19 protein-coding genes are annotated in these 18,720 nt (G+C 67.0%); 7 read left to right on the forward strand and 12 right to left on the reverse strand.

Annotation, left to right across the window (positions count from 1 at the left end; genetic code table 11):
- Nucleotides 1-2: 2 nt before the first annotated feature.
- Nucleotides 3-731, reverse strand: a complete 729-nt coding sequence (can, locus tag ACSFB7_RS22330) for a carbonate dehydratase (protein WP_435474029.1) — start codon at nucleotides 729-731, stop codon at nucleotides 3-5.
- Between the two features lie 40 nt (nucleotides 732-771).
- A complete protein-coding gene (locus ACSFB7_RS22335) occupies nucleotides 772-1,170 on the reverse strand; it encodes a MerR family transcriptional regulator (RefSeq protein ID WP_435474031.1) in 399 nt (132 codons plus the stop codon).
- Nucleotides 1,171-1,289: 119 nt separating this feature from the next.
- Here ACSFB7_RS22335 and ACSFB7_RS22340 point away from each other — a divergent pair, with 119 nt between their 5' ends.
- The 4 genes from ACSFB7_RS22340 (at nucleotide 1,290) to ACSFB7_RS22355 (ending at nucleotide 5,440) form a co-directional block, all read left to right on the forward strand.
- Entirely contained in the window at nucleotides 1,290-2,345 is a 1,056-nt protein-coding gene (locus tag ACSFB7_RS22340; protein WP_435474033.1) for an MBL fold metallo-hydrolase, read from the forward strand.
- 32 nt (nucleotides 2,346-2,377) lie between these two features.
- Nucleotides 2,378-3,688, forward strand: coding sequence for a leucine-rich repeat-containing protein kinase family protein (locus ACSFB7_RS22345; protein ID WP_435474035.1), 1,311 nt, complete (start codon nucleotides 2,378-2,380; stop codon nucleotides 3,686-3,688).
- Entirely contained in the window at nucleotides 3,685-4,596 is a 912-nt protein-coding gene (locus tag ACSFB7_RS22350) for a pseudouridine synthase (RefSeq protein WP_435474037.1), read from the forward strand. Before ACSFB7_RS22345 ends, ACSFB7_RS22350 begins: the two co-directional genes overlap by 4 nt.
- A gap of 73 nt (nucleotides 4,597-4,669) precedes the next feature.
- The gene (locus tag ACSFB7_RS22355; RefSeq protein ID WP_435474039.1) at nucleotides 4,670-5,440 is read left to right on the forward strand and encodes an SDR family oxidoreductase; all 771 of its coding nucleotides are present in this window, start codon (nucleotides 4,670-4,672) and stop codon (nucleotides 5,438-5,440) included.
- Between the two features lie 16 nt (nucleotides 5,441-5,456).
- Here the strand turns inward: ACSFB7_RS22355 and ACSFB7_RS22360 are convergent, their stop codons facing one another.
- The 6 genes from ACSFB7_RS22360 to glyQ form a co-directional block, all read right to left on the reverse strand.
- The gene (locus tag ACSFB7_RS22360) at nucleotides 5,457-6,425 is read right to left on the reverse strand and encodes a M48 family metallopeptidase (RefSeq protein ID WP_435474041.1); all 969 of its coding nucleotides are present in this window, start codon (nucleotides 6,423-6,425) and stop codon (nucleotides 5,457-5,459) included.
- A gap of 14 nt (nucleotides 6,426-6,439) precedes the next feature.
- On the reverse strand, nucleotides 6,440-7,225 hold the full coding sequence (locus ACSFB7_RS22365; RefSeq protein WP_435474043.1) for a lysophospholipid acyltransferase family protein: 786 nt from the start codon (nucleotides 7,223-7,225) through the stop codon (nucleotides 6,440-6,442).
- A complete protein-coding gene (gmhB, locus tag ACSFB7_RS22370; protein WP_435474045.1) occupies nucleotides 7,225-7,818 on the reverse strand; it encodes a D-glycero-beta-D-manno-heptose 1,7-bisphosphate 7-phosphatase in 594 nt (197 codons plus the stop codon). Before gmhB ends, ACSFB7_RS22365 begins: the two co-directional genes overlap by 1 nt.
- Before the next feature lie 19 nt (nucleotides 7,819-7,837).
- Nucleotides 7,838-9,970: a glycine--tRNA ligase subunit beta gene (glyS, locus tag ACSFB7_RS22375; RefSeq protein WP_435474047.1), complete on the reverse strand. Its 2,133-nt coding sequence runs from the start codon at nucleotides 9,968-9,970 to the stop codon at nucleotides 7,838-7,840.
- Nucleotides 9,971-10,071: 101 nt separating this feature from the next.
- A complete protein-coding gene (locus ACSFB7_RS22380) occupies nucleotides 10,072-10,623 on the reverse strand; it encodes a metal-dependent hydrolase (RefSeq protein ID WP_435474049.1) in 552 nt (183 codons plus the stop codon).
- A gap of 22 nt (nucleotides 10,624-10,645) precedes the next feature.
- Nucleotides 10,646-11,569, reverse strand: coding sequence for a glycine--tRNA ligase subunit alpha (gene glyQ, locus ACSFB7_RS22385; RefSeq protein ID WP_435474051.1), 924 nt, complete (start codon nucleotides 11,567-11,569; stop codon nucleotides 10,646-10,648).
- A gap of 169 nt (nucleotides 11,570-11,738) precedes the next feature.
- On the opposite strand from glyQ, the gene ACSFB7_RS22390 reads away from it, so the two are divergent.
- Nucleotides 11,739-12,551, forward strand: a complete 813-nt coding sequence (locus tag ACSFB7_RS22390; protein ID WP_435474053.1) for a phosphatase PAP2 family protein — start codon at nucleotides 11,739-11,741, stop codon at nucleotides 12,549-12,551.
- Between the two features lie 82 nt (nucleotides 12,552-12,633).
- Here ACSFB7_RS22390 and ACSFB7_RS22395 read toward each other — a convergent pair whose 3' ends face one another.
- Entirely contained in the window at nucleotides 12,634-13,704 is a 1,071-nt protein-coding gene (locus ACSFB7_RS22395; protein ID WP_435474055.1) for an asparaginase, read from the reverse strand.
- A gap of 193 nt (nucleotides 13,705-13,897) precedes the next feature.
- Here ACSFB7_RS22395 and ACSFB7_RS22400 point away from each other — a divergent pair, with 193 nt between their 5' ends.
- Complete coding sequence (locus tag ACSFB7_RS22400; RefSeq protein WP_435474057.1) at nucleotides 13,898-14,575, forward strand: TetR family transcriptional regulator C-terminal domain-containing protein; 678 nt, start codon at nucleotides 13,898-13,900, stop codon at nucleotides 14,573-14,575.
- A 38-nt stretch (nucleotides 14,576-14,613) separates the two neighbouring features.
- Here the strand turns inward: ACSFB7_RS22400 and ACSFB7_RS22405 are convergent, their stop codons facing one another.
- Nucleotides 14,614-14,838, reverse strand: coding sequence for a hypothetical protein (locus ACSFB7_RS22405; protein ID WP_435474058.1), 225 nt, complete (start codon nucleotides 14,836-14,838; stop codon nucleotides 14,614-14,616).
- Between the two features lie 184 nt (nucleotides 14,839-15,022).
- Here ACSFB7_RS22405 and ACSFB7_RS22410 point away from each other — a divergent pair, with 184 nt between their 5' ends.
- A complete protein-coding gene (locus ACSFB7_RS22410) occupies nucleotides 15,023-17,398 on the forward strand; it encodes a phosphoketolase family protein (RefSeq protein ID WP_435474060.1) in 2,376 nt (791 codons plus the stop codon).
- A gap of 7 nt (nucleotides 17,399-17,405) precedes the next feature.
- Here the strand turns inward: ACSFB7_RS22410 and ACSFB7_RS22415 are convergent, their stop codons facing one another.
- Entirely contained in the window at nucleotides 17,406-18,173 is a 768-nt protein-coding gene (locus ACSFB7_RS22415) for a YoaK family protein (protein WP_435474062.1), read from the reverse strand.
- Nucleotides 18,174-18,250: 77 nt separating this feature from the next.
- Nucleotides 18,251-18,655: a response regulator gene (locus ACSFB7_RS22420; protein ID WP_435474064.1), complete on the reverse strand. Its 405-nt coding sequence runs from the start codon at nucleotides 18,653-18,655 to the stop codon at nucleotides 18,251-18,253.
- Nucleotides 18,656-18,720 lie beyond the last annotated feature (65 nt).

Here is an 18,720-nt window from a genome sequence, read left to right on the forward strand (position 1 = left end):
ACTCAGCCGGTTTTTTCTTCGCTGCCTTCGGTTCCGTCGGCCCCGGCCAGCGCGCTGGGCGACAGGCCCTGCGGCTTGCTCCATTTGTAGCGGATGCGCTGCACCGCGGCCTTGTAGATGGCGTCGAGCGGCTTGTCGCCGTCGACGCTCAAGCCCAGGTCTTGCAACAGGCCGTCGTGCACGCCGAAGGTCCAGCCATGGATGCGGACCTTCTGGCCGCGCGCCCAGCCATCGACCATGACGGTGCTGACCGCTACGTTGACCACCTGCTCGGCCACGTTGAGCTCGCACAGGGCATCGGCGCGCACGTCTTCAGGCAGGGTTTCGAGCATCACGCTGTGGCGGTCGCGCACGTCCTGGATGTGGCGGATCCAGTTGTCGGCCAGGCCGATGCGCTTGCCGCTGAGGGCTGCCTTGACGCCGGCACAGCCATAGTGGCCGACCACCATGATGTGCTCGACCTTCAGGTGTTCGACCGCGAACTGGATCGCCGACAGCGCATTCAGGTCCGAATGGACCACGATGTTGGCGACGTTGCGGTGAACGAACACCTCGCCAGGCTCCAGGCCGGTGATCTGGTTGGCAGGCACGCGGCTGTCGGAACAGCCGATCCACATGTAGCGTGGCGTCTGCTGCTTCACCAGGCCGGTGAAGAAGCCGGGCCTGTCGCGTTCCATCTGTGCTGACCAGGCACGGTTGTGGGCAAAGAGGTCGTCGAGGTTGTCGGACATAGGAACCTATTGTCGGTGAGTCGTGTTTCTGGCCCGGCTTTCAGGCCGCCTTGGCCGCCTTCTGGGCACGTGCCAGCGTGGCCCGGCCCTTTTTTTCGTGAGCGCGCACTTCCGCGATATTGGCCTGCAGCTCGGCCAATTGCGCTTCGAGCTGCGCCCGGTGCGCGCCCAGCACCCCCAGGAACCGCTGCAGTTGCGGCACCGTGTCTTGCGGGCTGTCGTACATGTCGAGGATGTCCTTGGCCTCCGTCAGGCTCAGGCCGAGGCGCTTGGCGCGCAGCGTGAGCGTGAGCCGCGCCCGGTCGCGCGCGCTGTACACGCGCTGCAGGCCGGCGCGCTCGGGCGTGAGCAGGCCCATGTCCTCATAGAAGCGGATGGCCCGCGTCGTGAGGTCGAACTCCTTCGCGAGCTCGCTGATGGTGAAGGTTTGCGTGGGCATCGGTGGCAGGACGGCTCGGGAACGTCGGGAGGGGCGTTACGGGGGCGACAGCAGCTTCTTGCCGCGCTCCCTACAATGATGCCATCCACACATGACGTTTACGTAAACGTCAATCTTACATGAACCTCCTCGAACGCGAACTCCACTACCCGATGGGCGACACCCTGCCCGAGCCCGGCACCGCACTGGAAGTGGCACCCGGCGTGCGCTGGATCCGCATGCGGCTGCCCTTTGCGCTGGACCACATCAACCTCTGGCTGCTGCGCGACACCATCGATGGCGTCGAGGGCTGGACGGTGGTCGACTGCTGCATCGCGCGCGACGAAGCGCGCGCGCAGTGGGAGCAGGTGTTCAAGACGCAGCTGCAGGGCATGCCGATCCTGCGCGTGATCGTCACCCACATGCACCCCGACCACATCGGCCTGGCCGACTGGCTCTGCACGCGCTGGAATGCGCCGCTGTGGATCAGCTCGACCGACTACCACGTGGCGCGCGTGCTGACCACCGCCGGCGACAGCGCGGCGGGCGGTGAACTGGCGGCCAAGTTCTTCGCCTCCCACGGCCTGACCGACCCCGAAGCCGTCGCCAAGATCCGCGCGCGCACCAACTACTACGCGGGCATGGTGCCTTCGGTGCCTGACAACTTCACGCGCATGCTCGATGGCGACACCGTCATGATCGGCGGCCACGCCTGGCGCTGCATCAGCGGCTACGGCCATGCGCCGGAACACATCGCGCTGTACTGCGACGAACTGAAGCTGCTGCTGGGCGGCGACATGATGCTGCCGCGCATTTCCACCAACGTGAGCGTGCACGCGGGCGAGCCCGAGGCCAACTCGCTGCGGCTCTTTCTCGACAGCATCGACAAGTTCAAGGCGCTGCCGGCCGACACGCTGGGCCTGCCCTCGCACGGCAAGCCGTTCACCGGCATCCACCGCCGCGTCGACCAGCTCCAGGAGCACCACCGCGACCGGTTGGCCGAACTGCTCGAAGCCTGCACCGTGCGCCCGCTGACCGCCGCCGAAGGCCTGCCGATCCTGTTCAAGCGCGAACTCGACCTGCACCAGATGACCTTCGCGATGGGCGAGACGGTGGCCCACCTGCACCTGCTGTGGTTCTCGGGCCAGGTCAAGCGCGAGCTGGGGAAAGACGGCATCTACCGCTTCGGCGCCTGAAGCACCACCGCCTGGCGATTTAGACTCGCCGGATGGACGACACGCTGGCTCAGCTGCGCGCAGGCCGGCTGGCAGGCGCAAAACGAATCGATCTCTCGTGCGGACTCACCGAGTTTCCGCGCGAGCTTTTCGACCTTTCCGATTCACTCGAAACACTGAACCTCTCGGGCAATGCGCTGAGCGCGCTGCCCGGCGACCTGGGCCGGCTGCACCGGCTGCGCGTGCTGTTCTGCTCGGACAACCGCTTCACGGAGCTGCCCGCATCCATCGGCCAGTGCCGCGAACTCGACATCGTCGGCTTCAAGGCCAACCGCATCCGCAGCGTGCCGGCGGCAGCGCTACCGGCTTCTCTGCGCTGGCTGATCCTCACCGACAACCAGATCGAGGAACTGCCCGACACGCTCGGCCAGTGCACGCGGATGCAGAAGCTGATGCTGGCGGGCAATCGCCTGCGCGCGCTGCCGGAATCGGTGGCAGCCTGCCGGCAGCTCGAACTGCTGCGCATTTCCGCCAACCGCTTCGAGGCGCTGCCCGAATGGCTGCTCTCGTTGCCGCGCCTGTCGTGGCTCGCTGCCGCGGGCAATCCCTTCGACACGCAGACGGAAGATGCAGCGATCACCGCGCAATCGGTGCCGCATGTCGACTGGCGCGAGCTGACGCTCGGCAGGAAGCTGGGCGAAGGCGCCTCGGGCGTGATCCACCAGGCGACGCTGGGCGCGGCGCAGCAGCAGGTGGCAGTCAAGCTGTTCAAGGGTGCGGTCACCAGCGACGGATGGCCACACAGCGAAATGGCCGCCTGCATCGCGGCTGGCGAGCACCCCACGCTGATCGCCGCGCAGAGCCGCATCGACGGGCATCCCGATGGCACGGAAGGGCTGGTGATGGCGCTGGTCGATCCATCGTTCATCACGCTCGCAGGGCCGCCGAGCCTGGCGTCGTGCACGCGCGATGTCTATGCAGGCGACGCGCGCTGGTCTTCGAACGTGGCCCTGCGCATCGCACACGACATCGCCTCGGCCATGCAGCACCTGCACGCGCAAGGCATCCTGCACGGCGATCTGTACGCGCACAACATCCTGTGGAACGCACAAGGCGGCGGACGGCTCGGCGACTTCGGCGCGGGCTGGATGACTCGCTCGCTCCATGCCGAACAGGCTCTGGCATTGCAACGCCTGGAGATGCGCGCCTTCGGCTGCCTGCTGGAAGAACTGCTCGAACGCTGCAGCGATGCACCGCCGCAAGCCGTGGTGGTACTGAAAGACCGCTGCATGCACCCCGACGTGGCAACGCGCCCCTCGTTCGCCGAAGCCCTGCCGTTGCTGCAGCGAGAACTCGCGCAATGACAAGCCCCCGGCTGCCGCTGCCCACGCGCGACGGCGTCGGCCCGAGCTGCGTAGGTCTGTCGCAAGGCCCCTGGCCCACCATCGCCGAATTCCTGATCGAGCGCTTTCCCGCCATCACGCGCGAGGCCTGGCTCGAACGCATCGCGGCCGGCGACGTGATCGACGAACACCATGTGCCGGTGACCACCGACCGCCGCTATCAATCGCCGCTGCGCGTCTACTACTACCGCACGCTCGATGCCGAGGTGCCCATTCCGTTCGAGGAGCAGGTGCTGTTCCAGGACGACCAGCTCGTGGTCGTGGACAAGCCCCCTTTCCTGCCCGTCACGCCCACCGGCAAGTACCTGCAGCAAAGCCTGCTGGTGCGGCTGAAGCGCAAGCTGAAGATCGACGACCTCGTGCCGCTGCACCGCATCGACCGCAGCACCTCGGGGCTGGTGCTGTTCTCGGTGCGCCCCGAAACGCGCGGCGCCTACCAGGCGATGTTTCCCGAGCGCCGCATCGCCAAGCACTACGAGGCGGTGGTGCCGTGGCACGACGGCGTGTCGTCGGTGCCCGAGGTCTATCGCAGCCGGCTGGTCGACGACGAGCATTTCATGCGTGTGAAGGAAGAAGCGGGCGAGCCCAACTCCGAAACCCGCATCGTGCTGCAAGAGGCGCGCGACGGCCAGGCGCTGCTGAAGCTCTCGCCGGTCACCGGCCGCAAGCACCAGTTGCGCGTGCACTGCATGGCACTGGGCATGCCGATCGTGAACGACCCGATCTACCCCACGCTGCTGCCCGAGAACACCGACGACTTCGACAAGCCCCTGCAGTTGCTGGCCAAGTCAGTGGCCTTTCTCGACCCGATCACCGGCGACCTGCGCAGTTTCACGAGCCTCCGCAGCCTGTCGCTGGCACCAAGGTGACGCAGCGCGGACGCGCCGCGCACTAAGCTCGTTTCCTGAAACCCTTCTTTCTCATTCAGGAGACACCTGCACCATGGACACCACCCAACTCTTCTCGCTGAAGGGCCGCAGCGCCTTGATCACCGGCGGCTCGCGCGGCATCGGCCGCATGATCGCCGAGGGCTTCCTGGCGCAGGGCGCGCGCGTGTACATCTCGGCGCGCAAGGCCGCGGCCTGCGACCAGACCGCCAAGGAGCTGTCGGCCTTCGGCCACTGCGTGTCGCTGCCGGCCGACGTGTCCACGGTGGAAGGCGCACAGGCGCTGGTCGAGGCCTATGCCAAGCATGAAGGCTCGCTCGACATCCTCGTCAACAACGCCGGTGCGGCCTGGGGCGCACCGTACGAGGAGTTTCCGGAAAGCGGCTGGGACAAGGTGGTCGACCTGAACCTGAAGACGCCCTTCTTCCTGACCCAGGCGCTCACGCCGATGCTCAAGAAGGCCGCGACCGACCATCTGTCGAAGGTCATCAACATCGCGTCGATCGACGGCATCTCGGTGAACCCGCAGGAGACCTACTCCTATGCGGCCAGCAAGGCCGGGCTGATCCAGCTCACGCGGCGCATGGCGCTGCGCCTCGCGCAAGACCGCATCGTGGTGAGCGCGATCGCACCCGGTGCGTTTGCCTCGGACATGAACAAGGTGGCGCGCGACCACGCGGACGAGGTCAAGGAACGCATTCCGGCCGGGCGCATCGGCGTGCCCGAAGACATGGCCGGCGCCGCCATCTACCTGGCGTCGCGCGCTGGTGATTACGTGATGGGCTCGACGCTGGTGGTCGACGGCGGCGTCACGCACGCCCGCTGAGGCTTTCTTTCTTCTTCTACGACCAGCGAGGGACGGCTTCGTCCTTCAGCTTCTGCCGCAGGACGTCGTAGTCGGGCACCACGCTCTCGACCGTTTCCCAGAAGCGGTGCGAGTGGTCCATCACCCGCAGGTGGGCCAGCTCGTGCGCGACCACGTAGTCGATCACCGGCAGCCCGAAATGGATCAACCGCCAGTTGAGGCGGATCGATCCGTCTGCGCTCGCGCTGCCCCATCGCGTTGCCGCATTCGACAGCGACAGCTTCTGCCAACTGACACCCAGTCGCGGCGCGAAGTGATCGAGCCGCTCGATGAACAGGCGCCGCGCCTGCCGCATGAGCCAGGCCTGCGCTGCATCGCGGATCTGCGAGGGCTCGGCGTTCTGCGCCACCGCCAGCCGCAGGGTGCGCGGCCCGTCGCCCACGGCCGCGTCGAGCGTGCCGCCGACGCTCGCAAAGCCGTGCTTCGGATCGAGCTGGATCACGACCGGCTCGCCCATGAAGGGAAATTCGGCGCCGTTCTTCCACTCGATGCGCGTGGCCTCGACGCGCGCGTGGCGCTGTTGTGTCTCGGTGAGCTTGCGCAGGATCCAGTCGGCCTTCTCGCGGATCGCGGCATCGACGTCGCGCAACGCGACCCAGCGCGGCGCACGCACCGACAGGCCTTCGGCGCCCACCAGGAAGCCGATGGTCTTGCGCTTGCCGCGCTTGAATTCATACGCCACGCGTGCCGAGCCCAACACCACTTCGCGCGTGGCCTGCGGGTGCGCGAAGTTCGCAAGGGTCAGGGTGTCGGACAACGGGACCGCTGGCGGTGCGTCCCTGTCGGCCTGCGTCATGGGTGCAGGCGGCACGAACGGTGCGGCAACGGGTGGCAACGCAGGCGGCTTGGACTTTCTCACCCGCTTGGGCGCGGCGGGCGGCTGCGGCGCGAACTCGCTCCCCAGCCCCTCGAACAGGTCCATCGTGAACTGCAGCAGCCCCTGCATGTCGGATTCCTTGTTCAGCGCGCATCCGATGGCGATGACGGGAGTGATTGCGGCTGCTGTGGGCTGTCGACGTAGGCCTCGGGGTCGAGGCGGCGCATCTCGGCCTCGATCCAGGCTTCGACCTCGCGCATCAGCTCATCGGGCTTGCGGCCCACGCTCGAGATCGCCGGGCCGATGGACACATCGACCACGCCCGGGCGCTTGATGAATGCCTTGCGCGGCCAGACCTTGGCCGAGGTCACGGCAATCGGGATCACCGGCACGCCCGTCTCGCAGGCCAGCCGCGTGCCGCCGCTCTTGTACGTGCCCTTCTGGCCGCGCGGAATGCGCGTGCCTTCGGGAAACATGATGATCCAGATGCCCTGCGCCAGCAGCTTGCGGCCCTGGTTGACCACCTTGTTGAAAGCCTGCGCACGCTGGCTGCGGTCGATGTGGATCATGTCCAGCCGCGCCATCGCCCAGCCGAAGAAGGGCACGTAGATCAGTTCCTTCTTGAACACGTAGGCCAGCGGGTGCGGCATCAGCGTGGGCATCAAGAAAGTTTCGAGCGTGGACTGGTGCTTGACCAGCAGCACCGCGCCCGCGAGCTGGTCGGTCGGCAGGTTCTCCATGCCGGTCACGCGGGTCTTGATGCCCAGCAGCACGCGCGCGCCGCCGATGGCCCAACTGAGCCATCGCTCGGCCATCCAGTAGAGCGGAATGCCGCGCTTCCAGATCGAGCTGACGCACATGATGATGCCCCAGGGCACGACGGTGACGAACATCCACAGCGCGTGGAGAACGGAACGGAAAAACGCCATCAGACAGCTACCTGCAGTGCAGCCTGTGCTTCGCGCACAAGCAAGAAGTCGACAAAGGCGGCGAGGCTCTCGTGAACCATCGTGTTCGCCGGATATTCGGGTGGCAGCGGATCGACACCGATGCAGGCCGCGCCCATGCCCGTGAGCAACAGGTGCGGCTCGCAGCCGGCGGCGGCGCCGGCCTGCAGGTCACGCAGGCTGTCGCCGGCCGTCGGCACGCCCTTCAGATCGATGCCGTAGCGGTCGCCGATCTGCAGGAACAGGCCCGACTTCGGCTTGCGGCAGTCGCAGTCTTCGTCGGGGCTGTGCGGGCAATAGAACACGGCGTCGATCTTGCCGCCCACGGCCGCGAGCATCTTGTGCATCTTGGCGTGCATGGCGTTGAGCGAAGCCATGTCGAACAGGCCGCGCCCCAGGCCCGACTGGTTGGACGCGATCACCACGTGCCAGCCCGCATGGTTGAGCCGCGCCACCGCCTCCAGCGCGCCGGGCAACGGCGTCCACTCGATGTCGCTCTTGACGAAATCTTCGCGGTGCACGTTGATCGTGCCGTTGCGGTCGAGGATGACGAGTTTCATGGCAGAACCACCCATGGTGAGCTTGTCCGGAAGATCAGACGGCCAGCCGCTCGAGCTGCGCCACGCGGTTCATCGCGGCGTGCAGCGACATCAGCAGGCCCAGCCGGTTCAGGCGCAGGTCGGCCTGCTCGGCATTGACCATCACGCCGTCGAAGAAGGCATCGACCGGCTCGCGCAACGCGGCCAGCGTCTGCAGCGAGGCGGTGTAGTCGCCGGCGTCGAACTGCGCATTGGCGGCGGGCACGACCTGCGCCATGGCTGCGTGCAGCGCCTTCTCGGCGGGCTCCTGCAGCAGCAGTTCGCTGACATGCGCGTCGGCCTCGGGCGCCTTCTTGAGGATGTTGCCGATGCGCTTGTTGGCAGCGGCCAGCGCGGCGGCGGCGGGGAGTGCCGCGAAGGCGCGCACGGCCGCCAGCAGCTTGGGCACTTCGCCCAGGCGCTGCGGGCGCGGTGCCAGCACGGCATCGACTTCCTGCGCGCTGGCACCCTGCTCGCGCAGGCTGCCGGCGAGGCGGTCGAGGATGAAGTCCTGCAGCTCGACCGTGGCCTTGCTGCTCTCGAAGCCGGCGATGTCCTTGAACTGCGCGGCGGCGTCCTGCAGCAACGCGTCGAGGCCCAGCGGCAGGTCTTTTTCAATCAGCATGCGGATCACGCCCAGCGCATGGCGGCGCAGCGCGAACGGGTCGCGGTCGCCGGTGGGCAGGTTGCCGATGCCGAACATGCCGACCAGCGTTTCGAGCTTGTCGGCCAGCGCGACCACGAGGCCGACGGTGTTGCGCGGCAGCTCGTCGCCGGCAAAGCGCGGCTTGTAGTGGTCTTCGATGGCATCGGCCACCGCGGCGTCGAGGCCGTCGTGCAGTGCGTAGTAACGGCCCATGATGCCTTGCAGCTCTGGGAATTCGCCCACCATGTCGGTCACGAGGTCGGCCTTGGCCAGTTGCGCGGCCTGCGTCGCCTGCGCGGCGACCTTTGCATCGCCCAGCTTTTCGGCGATGCCGCGCGCGATGTGCATCACACGCTGCACACGCTCGCCCTGCGTGCCGAGCTTGTTGTGATAGACCACCTTGCCCAGCGACTCGACGCGCGAGGCCAGTGATTTCTTGCGGTCCTGGTCGAAGAAGAACTTGGCATCGGCCAGGCGCGGGCGCACCACGCGTTCGTTGCCGCCGATCACCGCGCTCGCATCGTCGGGGCTGATGTTGCTGACCACCAGGAACTGGTTGGTGAGCCTGGCTTGTGCGTCGAGCAGCGGAAAGTACTTCTGGTTGGCCTTCATCGTGAGGATCAGGCATTCCTGCGGCACTTCGAGGAACTCGCGCTCGAAGCTGCAGACCAGCACGTTGGGGCGCTCGACCAGCGCGGTCACTTCGTCGAGCAGCGCGTCGTCATGGATGGGCACGGAGCCACCGCCGACCTTCACTGCAGCCGCCGCCAACTGGCGAGCGATTTCGGCGCGGCGCGCCTCGAAGCTCGCGATGACCGCGCCGTCGTCCTGCAGTTGCAGCGCATAGCTGTTGGCATCGCGCAGCACGACCGGATCGACCACCGCCTCGAAGCGATGGCCGTGCGTCTCGCGGCCGGCCTTCAGGCCCAGCGCCTCGATGGGCACCACGGCATCGCCATGCAGCGCGACGAGGCCGTGCGCGGGGCGCACGAAGCTCACGCTGGTCCAGCCGGGCAGCTCACTGCCTTCTTCGAGCTGGTAGGTCATGACCTTGGGAATCGGCAGCTTGGCAATGGCCTCGGCCAGCGCCTTCTGCAGGCCTTCGGCCAGCGTCGCGCCCTTGGCGGTGCTTTCGTAGAACAGCGCTTCGGCCTTGCCGTCCATCGCGCGCTTGAGGCCCGGCACGGCCGAGGCGTCGGCACCGAGCGCACCCAGGCGCTTGAGCAGCGCCGGCGTGGGCTGGCCCGAGGCATCGAGGCCCACGGCCACGGGCATGAGCTTTTGCGACACGGCCTTGTCGGCAGCGCGCTCGGCCACATGCGTGAGGTGCGCGGCAAGGCGGCGCGGCGAAGCGTAGGCGGTGAGCACCGCACCCGCTTCGGCGAGCCCCTGCGCCACCAACTGGTCGCGCAGCACGCCGGCAAAGGCGTCACCGAGCTTCTTCAAAGCCTTGGGTGGCAATTCCTCGACAAACAGTTCGACAAGAAGGCTGGCAGACGACATGGCTCAGAGGGATAGGACGAAAACTGCACCGCAAGCGGCGCCGGTCACGGGCACGCAGCGATGCGGCACCGTGGAAGGGAAAGAAGAAAAAGAAAAACGGTTCATGCGGCAACGGCGTCGTTGCGCCGCTCCACGCTGCGGCGCGCCACGAGCGCGAGCACCGCCACCACCAGCAGCGGCGCCCAGACGGTGAACATCTCGTTCAGCAGCACCTGCGCGCCGCGCGGCGAGAAGAAGCGCTTGAGCGCGATCGGCGACACCTCGATCGGCCGCCACGGGCTGAAGTAGCGCAGGTCGCTGAATGGCCAGAAGAAGGCGATGCCGATGCCGCCGTTGGTCAGCATGTCCAGCAGCGGATGCGACACGGTGCACAGCGCGATCCACGCCCAGCCGGTCGCGCGGCGCATGCCCCAGCGCGGCGCCAGCCACCAGCCGACGAGGCCGAACACCAATGCGAACAGCAGCGTGTGCGTGAAGCCGCGGTGGCCGCTCATGCCGCCGTAGGCAATGCCGAGCTTGAAGGCCAGGCCGTCGAAGTCCGGCACGATGGCCGCGAGCATGCCCACGAGCAACGCCGCCACCGGCACGCGCCGCGTGCCCAGCGCAATGGCTGCGCAGACGGGGACGGCGACGTGGGTGAAGATCGTTGGCATGGCGGGCTGGCGCTCGGCAGGGTCAGGCGGCCTTCTTCGGCGGCATCTGCGCGACCCATTCGCGCGGCGCCATCGGGAAGCCGAGACGCTCGCGGCTTTCGTAGTAGCTCTGCGCCACGCTGCGCGCGAGGTTGCGGATGCGGCCGATGTAGGCCGCGCGTTCGGTCACGCTGATCGCGCCGCGCGCGTCGAGCAGGTTGAAGCTGTGTGCAGCCTTCAGCACCTGCTCGTAGGCCGGCAGCGCGAGCTGCTCGGTCATGAGGTGCTTGGCCTGCTTTTCATGCGCATTGAAGGCGGTGAACAGGAACTCGGCGTCGCTGTGCTCGAAGTTGTAGGCCGACTGTTCGACCTCGTTCTGCTTGAACACGTCGCCATAGCTGAGCTTGCTGCCGCCATGGCCTTCGGTCCACACCAGGTCGTACATGTTCTCCACGCCCTGCAGGTACATCGCCAGCCGTTCGAGGCCGTAGGTGATCTCGCCGGTGATCGGCTTGCAGTCGAGGCCGCCGACCTGCTGGAAGTAGGTGAACTGCGTCACTTCCATGCCGTTGAGCCAGACTTCCCAGCCCAGGCCCCAGGCGCCGAGCGTGGGGTTCTCCCAGTCGTCTTCGACGAAGCGGATGTCGTTCTTCTTCAGGTCGAAGCCCAGGGCTTCGAGGCTGCCGAGGTACAGCTCGAGGATGTTGGACGGCGCGGGCTTGAGCACCACCTGGTATTGGTAGTAGTGCTGGCCGCGGTTGGGGTTCTCGCCGTAGCGGCCGTCCTTGGGCCGGCGGCTGGGCTGCACGTAGGCGGCCTTCCAGGGTTCCGGGCCGAGGGCGCGCAGGAAGGTGGCGGTGTGCGAGGTGCCCGCGCCCACTTCCATGTCGTACGGTTGCAGCAGCGCACAGCCTTGGTCGGCCCAGTACGACTGCAGTTTGAGAATGATTTGTTGGAAGGTCAGCATGGCTCTGCGTGAAGGCGGCCGCCCGGTGGGAGAACCCCGCGGCGCAACGAACCGGCTATTTTACGAGGCAGTGGGCGGTCAGGAACGCACCGCTATGCTCGATGCCCCTTTTGGAACCGCCACCGCTACATCGTGATTCGCCTGCCCCTGCCACCCGTTTCCTTCTTCCATGCCCGTTGATCCCACCGCATTGACCGCCCTGGGCGAGCGCATCGGCGCCCAGGCCTGGCCCGGTTTCCTGGTGTTGCTGGCCGTGCTGACCGCCGGCGCCGGCCTCGCGGCCTGGGGTTTCGAGCACCTTCGGCGCCGGCATGCGGCGCAGCCCGAACCGGGCGCGCGCCTGGTGTTCGGCGGACTGGCCATCGGCCTTGTCGCGGTGCTCGGGCTGGCGCATGCGTTCGCCGAGGTGGCCGAAGGACTGGGCAATGGCCGGCCGATGGGACTGCTGGACGAGTCGATCAGCAACGCGGTCGGCGCCCACACGCCGGCGGCCGTGCGCGAAGTGTTCATGTGGCTCACCCACCTGGGCGACCCGTGGTTCATGGGCTCGATCTGCGTGGTGGTCGCCGTGCTGCTGTGGCTGCGCGGGCATCGCGGCTTTGCCGCCGGGTGGCTGGCGGCCAGCGTCGGCAACGCGGGGCTGAACCATGTGCTCAAGCACATCTTCGAGCGTGCGCGGCCGATTCATGAGAACGGCTTCGCGCTGGTGTCGGGCTTCAGCTTTCCGAGCGGCCACAGCTCCGGCTCGATGGTGCTCTACGGCATGCTGGGCTACCTGGGACTGCGCATGCTGCCGCCGCGCTGGCGCGTGCACTCGGTGATGGCTGCGACAGCCGTGGTCGTCACAGTGGCCAGCAGCCGCATCTTCGTGCGGGCGCACTTTCCGACCGACGTGCTCGCGGGGCTGTGCTCGGGCGGGGCGTGGCTGGCGATCTGCATCGCGAGCATCGAGTACGCGCGGCACCATCGCCGAACGCGGTAGCCGGGCCTTCGCCCAGCAAAAAGGCCGCGAAGGCTGATGCCCTCGCGGCCCTGTTCAGGTCGCTGAAATCGCCTGCGGCGGATCAGTATTCCCAGAAGATGCGCTGCAGTTCCTTCGTGTTGCTGGTCTTCGTCAGCGCGACCATCGCCAGGATGCGCGCCTTCTGCGGGCGCAGGTCGTGCGCCACCACCCAGTCGTACTTGTCGTCGGGCTGCTCGGCATTGCGGATCACGAAGCCGTCAGGCACGCGCGAGCTGCGAATGACGATCACGCCATCGGCGCGTGCCTTCTGCAGGTTCGGCACGATGCGGTCGGCCACCGAGCCATTGCCCGTGCCGCCGTGGATCAGCGCCTTGGCGCCGCTCTTGGCGATGGCGTCGATGGCGATGGACGACACGCCTTCGTAGCCCATGGCGATCTCGACCGGCGGCAGCGCATTGATGCTGTCGATGTCGAACTCCGAGTTCATGGTGTGGCGCTTGACCGGCGCGCGGAACCAGTAGTTCTTGCCCTCGACGATCATGCCCAGCGCGCCCCATTGGCTGGAGAAGGCGTTGGTCTTGATGTTGACGTTCTTGCTCACGTCGCGGCCGCTGTCGATGTTGTCGTTCATCGTCACCAGCACGCCCTTGCCCATCGCGTCCTTGCTGCCCGCCACGTTCACGGCGTCATACAGGTTGAGCGCGCCGTCGGCCGACAACGCGGTGCCCGGACGCATCGAGCCGACCACCACGATCGGCTTGTTGGTGTGCACGGTCAGCGTGAGGAAGTAGGCGGTTTCTTCGAGCGTGTCGGTGCCGTGGGTGATGACGATGCCGTCCACATCGGCCTGCTTGGACAGCGCCGAGACGCGCTTGGCCAGCGTCAGCAGGTTGTCGTTGGTGAGGCTTTCCGATGCGACCTGGAATACCTGCTCGCCGCGCACGTTGGCGACCTTCGAGAGTTCCGGCAGGCCGGCGATCAGCTTCTCGACACCGACCTTGGCGGCCGCGTAGGTGGCGCTGTTGACGGCCGAGGCGCCGGCGCCGGCGATGGTGCCGCCGGTGGCAAGAATCACCACATTGGGCAGTGCCTGCTGGGCCTGCGCCAGGGCGCTGGCCGCGAGCAGTGCGGCACCGGCCGCGAAGGCACGGAAACGGGGAGAGAGGTACATGAAAGGCTCCTTGGTTTGAGGAAATTTTTCGAGGCGGCGAGGAAGATACATGAACCGTGCCCGCATGCACGGCATCGGCATGCGGGCAAGGCATGCGGTCATGCGCCGGGGCGAATCGGCATGCATGCGGGCTGCTTCGAAAGCCGATTCACCCTAGGGATTACCATCAGCCGGGCTCACCCGCCTCACCGCCATGAACGTCGACCCCGCCGCCCTCACCCCCTCGACAGCCCAGGAAATGCCCGCACCCGACGGCCCGCTGTCGCGTGCACGCCCGGGCCGCGAACGCATCATGGCCGCGATCCGCACCGCGGCGGTGACCGAGTTCAGCCTGCATGGCCTGAAGGGCACGTCGACGCAGGCGATCGCCGCGCGCGCCGGCCTCACCAAGCCCCAGCTTCACTACTACATCGCGGGCAAGGAAGAGCTGTACGAAGAACTGCTGATGCAGGTGCTGCACGCCTGGAAGGTGGTGTTCTCGTTCGAGGACGCCAGCGACCCGGCCACGGTGCTCGGCGACTACATCCGCAAGAAGCTGGACCACGCCTTCGACAACCCCGAGATCTCGCGCATCTTCACGCGCGAGGTGCTCGACGGCGGCCGCAACCTCGAGCGCTACTGGCCCAACGCGCGGGCCTGGACGCAGAAGAAGGTGGACGTCATCAACGGCTGGATCGCACGCGGCCTGATGCGTCCGCTCGACGCGCGCATCCTGCTCATGCACATCTGGGCCATGACCCAGAGCTACGCCGACTACGCGATACAGACGCGCGTGATGCTCGGCCTGCCGCCCGACGCACCGATCGAGCGCGAACCCATCGCGCGCGAACTGGTGGCGTTCGTGCTGGGCGGCTGCGGCATCAAGGCTTAGGAAGGAAGCTTGCCGCCGTCCCTGGCGAGGAGTGCCATTCAGGGCAAGACCGGCTTTGGCGGCAGCACGCCGGCGAACCATCGGAAGATGTTCCGTCTGTTGCTGCCACCGCCACTTCTCACGAAGAGATATCCGAACTGGGCGTTGCCCAGCGCATCGACGGGGATGCCGGCGACGCGCAATGCGGCGATCTCATCGTCCGGGCCGATGTCGGTCGGCAGGCTGATGGTGACGGTCGCGGTGTGCATGGTGAGCTTGGGCATGGTGCTTGAAGTCCGCCGCTTCCAGGGGGAAGCCAGTCTGCGGAACCTTATCGGGATCGGGAAAAACCCGATGTGCGCCAGCGAACAGACAGGCGCCGGTGCAAAGGTCCAGGGCAGGCAGCGGATTGCCCGCTCTGTGCGTTGACGGACGGACGGGCATCGGGCACGCGCCCAGACTGCCGTCATGACGCCACACACCCGCACGCTCACGCCCACATCGCTGCAGCAGATCGACGCCTACTGGCGCGCCGCCAACTACCTCGCGGTGGGGCAGATGTACCTTTGCAACAACCCGCTGCTCAAGCGCCCGCTGGCCCTGACGGACATCAAGCGCATGCTGCTCGGGCACTGGGGCACGACGCCGGGGCAGAACTTCATCTACACGCACCTGAACCGGGTCATCAAGAAATACGACCTCGACATGATCTATGTCAGCGGCCCCGGCCACGGCGGGCCGGCGGTGGTGGCGCACACCTACCTCGAAGGCAGCTACAGCGAGGTTTACCCCGACATCAGCCAGGACACGGAAGGGCTGCAGAAGCTGTTCCTTCAGTTTTCCTACCCCGGCGGCATTCCGAGCCACGCCTCGCCGGAATGCCCCGGCTCGATCCACGAAGGCGGCGAGCTGGGCTACTCGCTCAGCCACGCCTTCGGCGCGGTGTTCGACAACCCCGCGCTGGTCGTCGCCTGCGTGGTGGGCGACGGCGAGGCCGAGACCGGCCCGCTGGCCACCGCCTGGCACTCGAACAAGTTTCTCGATCCGGTCACCGACGGCGCGGTGCTGCCGATCCTGCATCTGAACGGCTACAAGATCGCCAACCCGACAGTGCTGGCGCGCATCAGCCGCGAGGAACTGGACCAGCTCCTGCGCGGCTATGGCTGGACGCCCTGCTTCGTCGAAGGCGACGACCCCGCTCTCATGCACGAGGCGATGGCGACGGCGCTGGATGCGGCGATCGAGCAGATCCGCGCGTTCCAGCATGGCGCCAGGACGAACGGCCGCACCGAGCGGCCGCGCTGGCCGATGATCGTGCTCGCATCGCCCAAGGGCTGGACCGGCCCCAAGGTGGTCGATGGCCAGCGGATCGAAGGCACGTTCCGCGCGCACCAGGTGCCGATCTCCGACCCGTCCACGCATCCGGGCCACCTGGAGCTGCTGGAAAGCTGGATGAAAAGCTACCGGCCGGAAGAACTCTTCGACGCCCAGGGCCGCCTTGCGGCGGAACTCGCCGCGCTGGCGCCCCAGGGTCAGCGGCGCATGGGCGCGAACCCGCACGCCAACGGCGGCCTGCTGCTGCGCGACCTGCGCATGCCCTCGTACCGCGACTACGCGGTGGACGTGCCCACGCCGGGCGTGCGCGGCATCGGCGACACCCATGTGCTCGGCGCCTTCCTGCGCGACGTGATGAAGCTCAACGACGCACAGCGCAACTTCCGTGTGTTCGGGCCGGACGAGACGCTCTCCAACGGGCTGGAGGCGCTGTTCGAGGTGACGCAGCGCCAATGGAACGCCCAGACCGTGCCCGGCGACGAATTCCTCGCGCCCACCGGTCGGGTGATGGAAATGCTCAGCGAGCACCAGTGCGAAGGCTGGCTCGAAGGCTACCTGCTCACCGGGCGGCACGGCGTCTTCAACTGCTACGAGGCCTTCATCCACATCGTCGATTCGATGTTCAACCAGCACGCCAAGTGGCTGAAGGTCACCTCGCGCATTCCGTGGCGGCGTCCGCTGGCCTCGTTGAACTACCTGCTCGCCTCGCATGTCTGGCGGCAGGACCACAACGGCTTCACGCATCAGGACCCGGGCTTCATCGACGTGGTCGTCAACAAGAAGGCCGAAGTCGTTCGGGTCTACCTGCCGCCCGACGCCAACTGCCTGCTGTCGGTGATGGACCATTGCCTGCGCAGCCGCCATTACGTGAACGTGATCGTCGCGGGCAAGCACCCGGCGCCGCAGTGGCTGACGATGGACGCCGCCGCGCGGCATTGCGCCGACGGCATCGGCATCTGGGACTGGGCCAGCAACGCGCCCGAGGAGGCGCCCGATGCGGTGATGGCCTGCTGCGGCGACGTGCCCACGCTGGAGACGCTGGCCGCGGTTTCCATCCTTCGCACGCACCTGCCCGAGCTGAAGCTGCGCGTGGTGAATGTCGTCGACCTGATGAAACTGCAGCCGCACACCGAGCATCCGCACGGCCTGACGGACATGGCTTTCGATGCGCTGTTCACGCGCGACAGGCCGGTGATCTTCGCCTTCCATGCCTACCCACGCCTGGTTCACCAACTCACCTACCGCCGCGCCAACCACGACAACATCCACGTCCACGGCTACAAGGAAGAGGGCACGATCACCACGCCCTTCGACATGACAGTGCTCAACGAGATCGACCGCTTTCACCTGGCGATGGACGTGATCGACCGCCTGCCGCAGACCGGCGAACGGGGCCTCTACCTGCGGCGGCAGCTCGAAGACAAGCTGGCGGCGCACCGGCAGTACATCGTGCGGCATGGGCAAGACATGCCCGAGATCCGCAACTGGACTTGGGGCAGCGCAACCTGAAGGCGCGTCAGCTTCGGGGTTGCCGCCGCAACAAAAGGCCGGAGCGCGGCATGTCGCGCATGAATGGCGGAATCGACAACGCCAGCAACAGCGCGGCGAGCGGGATCACGCAGACGAATCCGACGTACTTGAAGCCCAGCGCTCCCACGGCGCCACCGAACACGAACATGCCGATCAGCCCGGCGGCCCTTCGCATGCGGCCGTGGTCGTGACGAACCGCCGAGGCTGCGGGCGCGGCCCGCCCGTTCCAATAGAGCATCTTGCCCAGCTCGATGCCCAGGTCGGTGATGTTGCCGGTCATGTGGGTGGTGCGGATGCTGCCGCCCGAGGTCTTGGAGGCGACTGCGTTCTGCAGGCCCATGATGAAGGAGAGCAGCAGCACGGTGAGCGGCACCGCGAACGGCGTGGCCCAGGTCAGCGTCACGGCGCCCATGAGGCCGAAGGGGAACATCAATGCCGCTTCCAGCAACAGCGGCAATGCATAGACGCTGTGCAGATGATGCTGGCGGCCCCAGTTCACCAGGACCGCGCAGACCGCGGCGCCCGAGAGAAACGCCAGCACGGCACCCAGCGCATTGAGCAGCAGCTTCGTGTTGCCCAGCACCAGCCCGTCGGCGAGCTGGGACGCGAAGCCGGTCATGTGCGAGGTGTACATGTGAAGCACCAGGAACCCGCCTGCATTGACCGCGCCGGCATTGAAGGCCAGCAGCAACCCCAGCGCCCTGTTGGTGGAGGGCGCGCGGTGGCGGCTGGTGAGAAAGCGCAGTCTGCGCATGGATGGGGCCTGGGTTCCTTGAGGGGTGCGCCGGGACATTTCAGCACGTTTGCCCGCGGGCGCGTAGCCTGTTCGCGTCAGGGCTGCGCGCCCTCGTCCTGTGCCAGTTGGCGCGTCTGCTCGGCACAGTAGGCGAGCAGTTCGTCGAGCTCGGTGGATTTGTCGAAGACCGCGTCGGCGCCCAGCTCGGCCGCCCGCAGGCGGATCTCGCGGGTGGCGTAGTTGCTCAGCACCACGACCTTCTGGTGGGGCTCCCGGCGCCGGCATCCCGCCAGCACGCCCAGGCCGCTGCCGCCCTTGAGGAAGAGATCGACGATGGCCAGGTGCCAGGTGCCGTCGTGCATGGTCAGCCACTGGCTCGTCTCGGCCTGGGTGGCGGAGTGGGCGACAACGCGCACATCGGCAATTTCGCGCAGCGTCTCGATCAGGTTGTCGCGGATCGTCTCGTTGTCTTCGGCAAGGTAGGTGATGAGTGTGGTCATGGTCGTGTTCCGGGTTGCTGCCTTTCAGCCCAACACCCGGGCGCCGGGGAAGCTGCGATCAACGG

This window comes from Variovorax raffinosi (genome assembly GCF_051216615.1).
Classification (GTDB): Bacteria; Pseudomonadota; Gammaproteobacteria; order Burkholderiales; family Burkholderiaceae_C; genus Variovorax.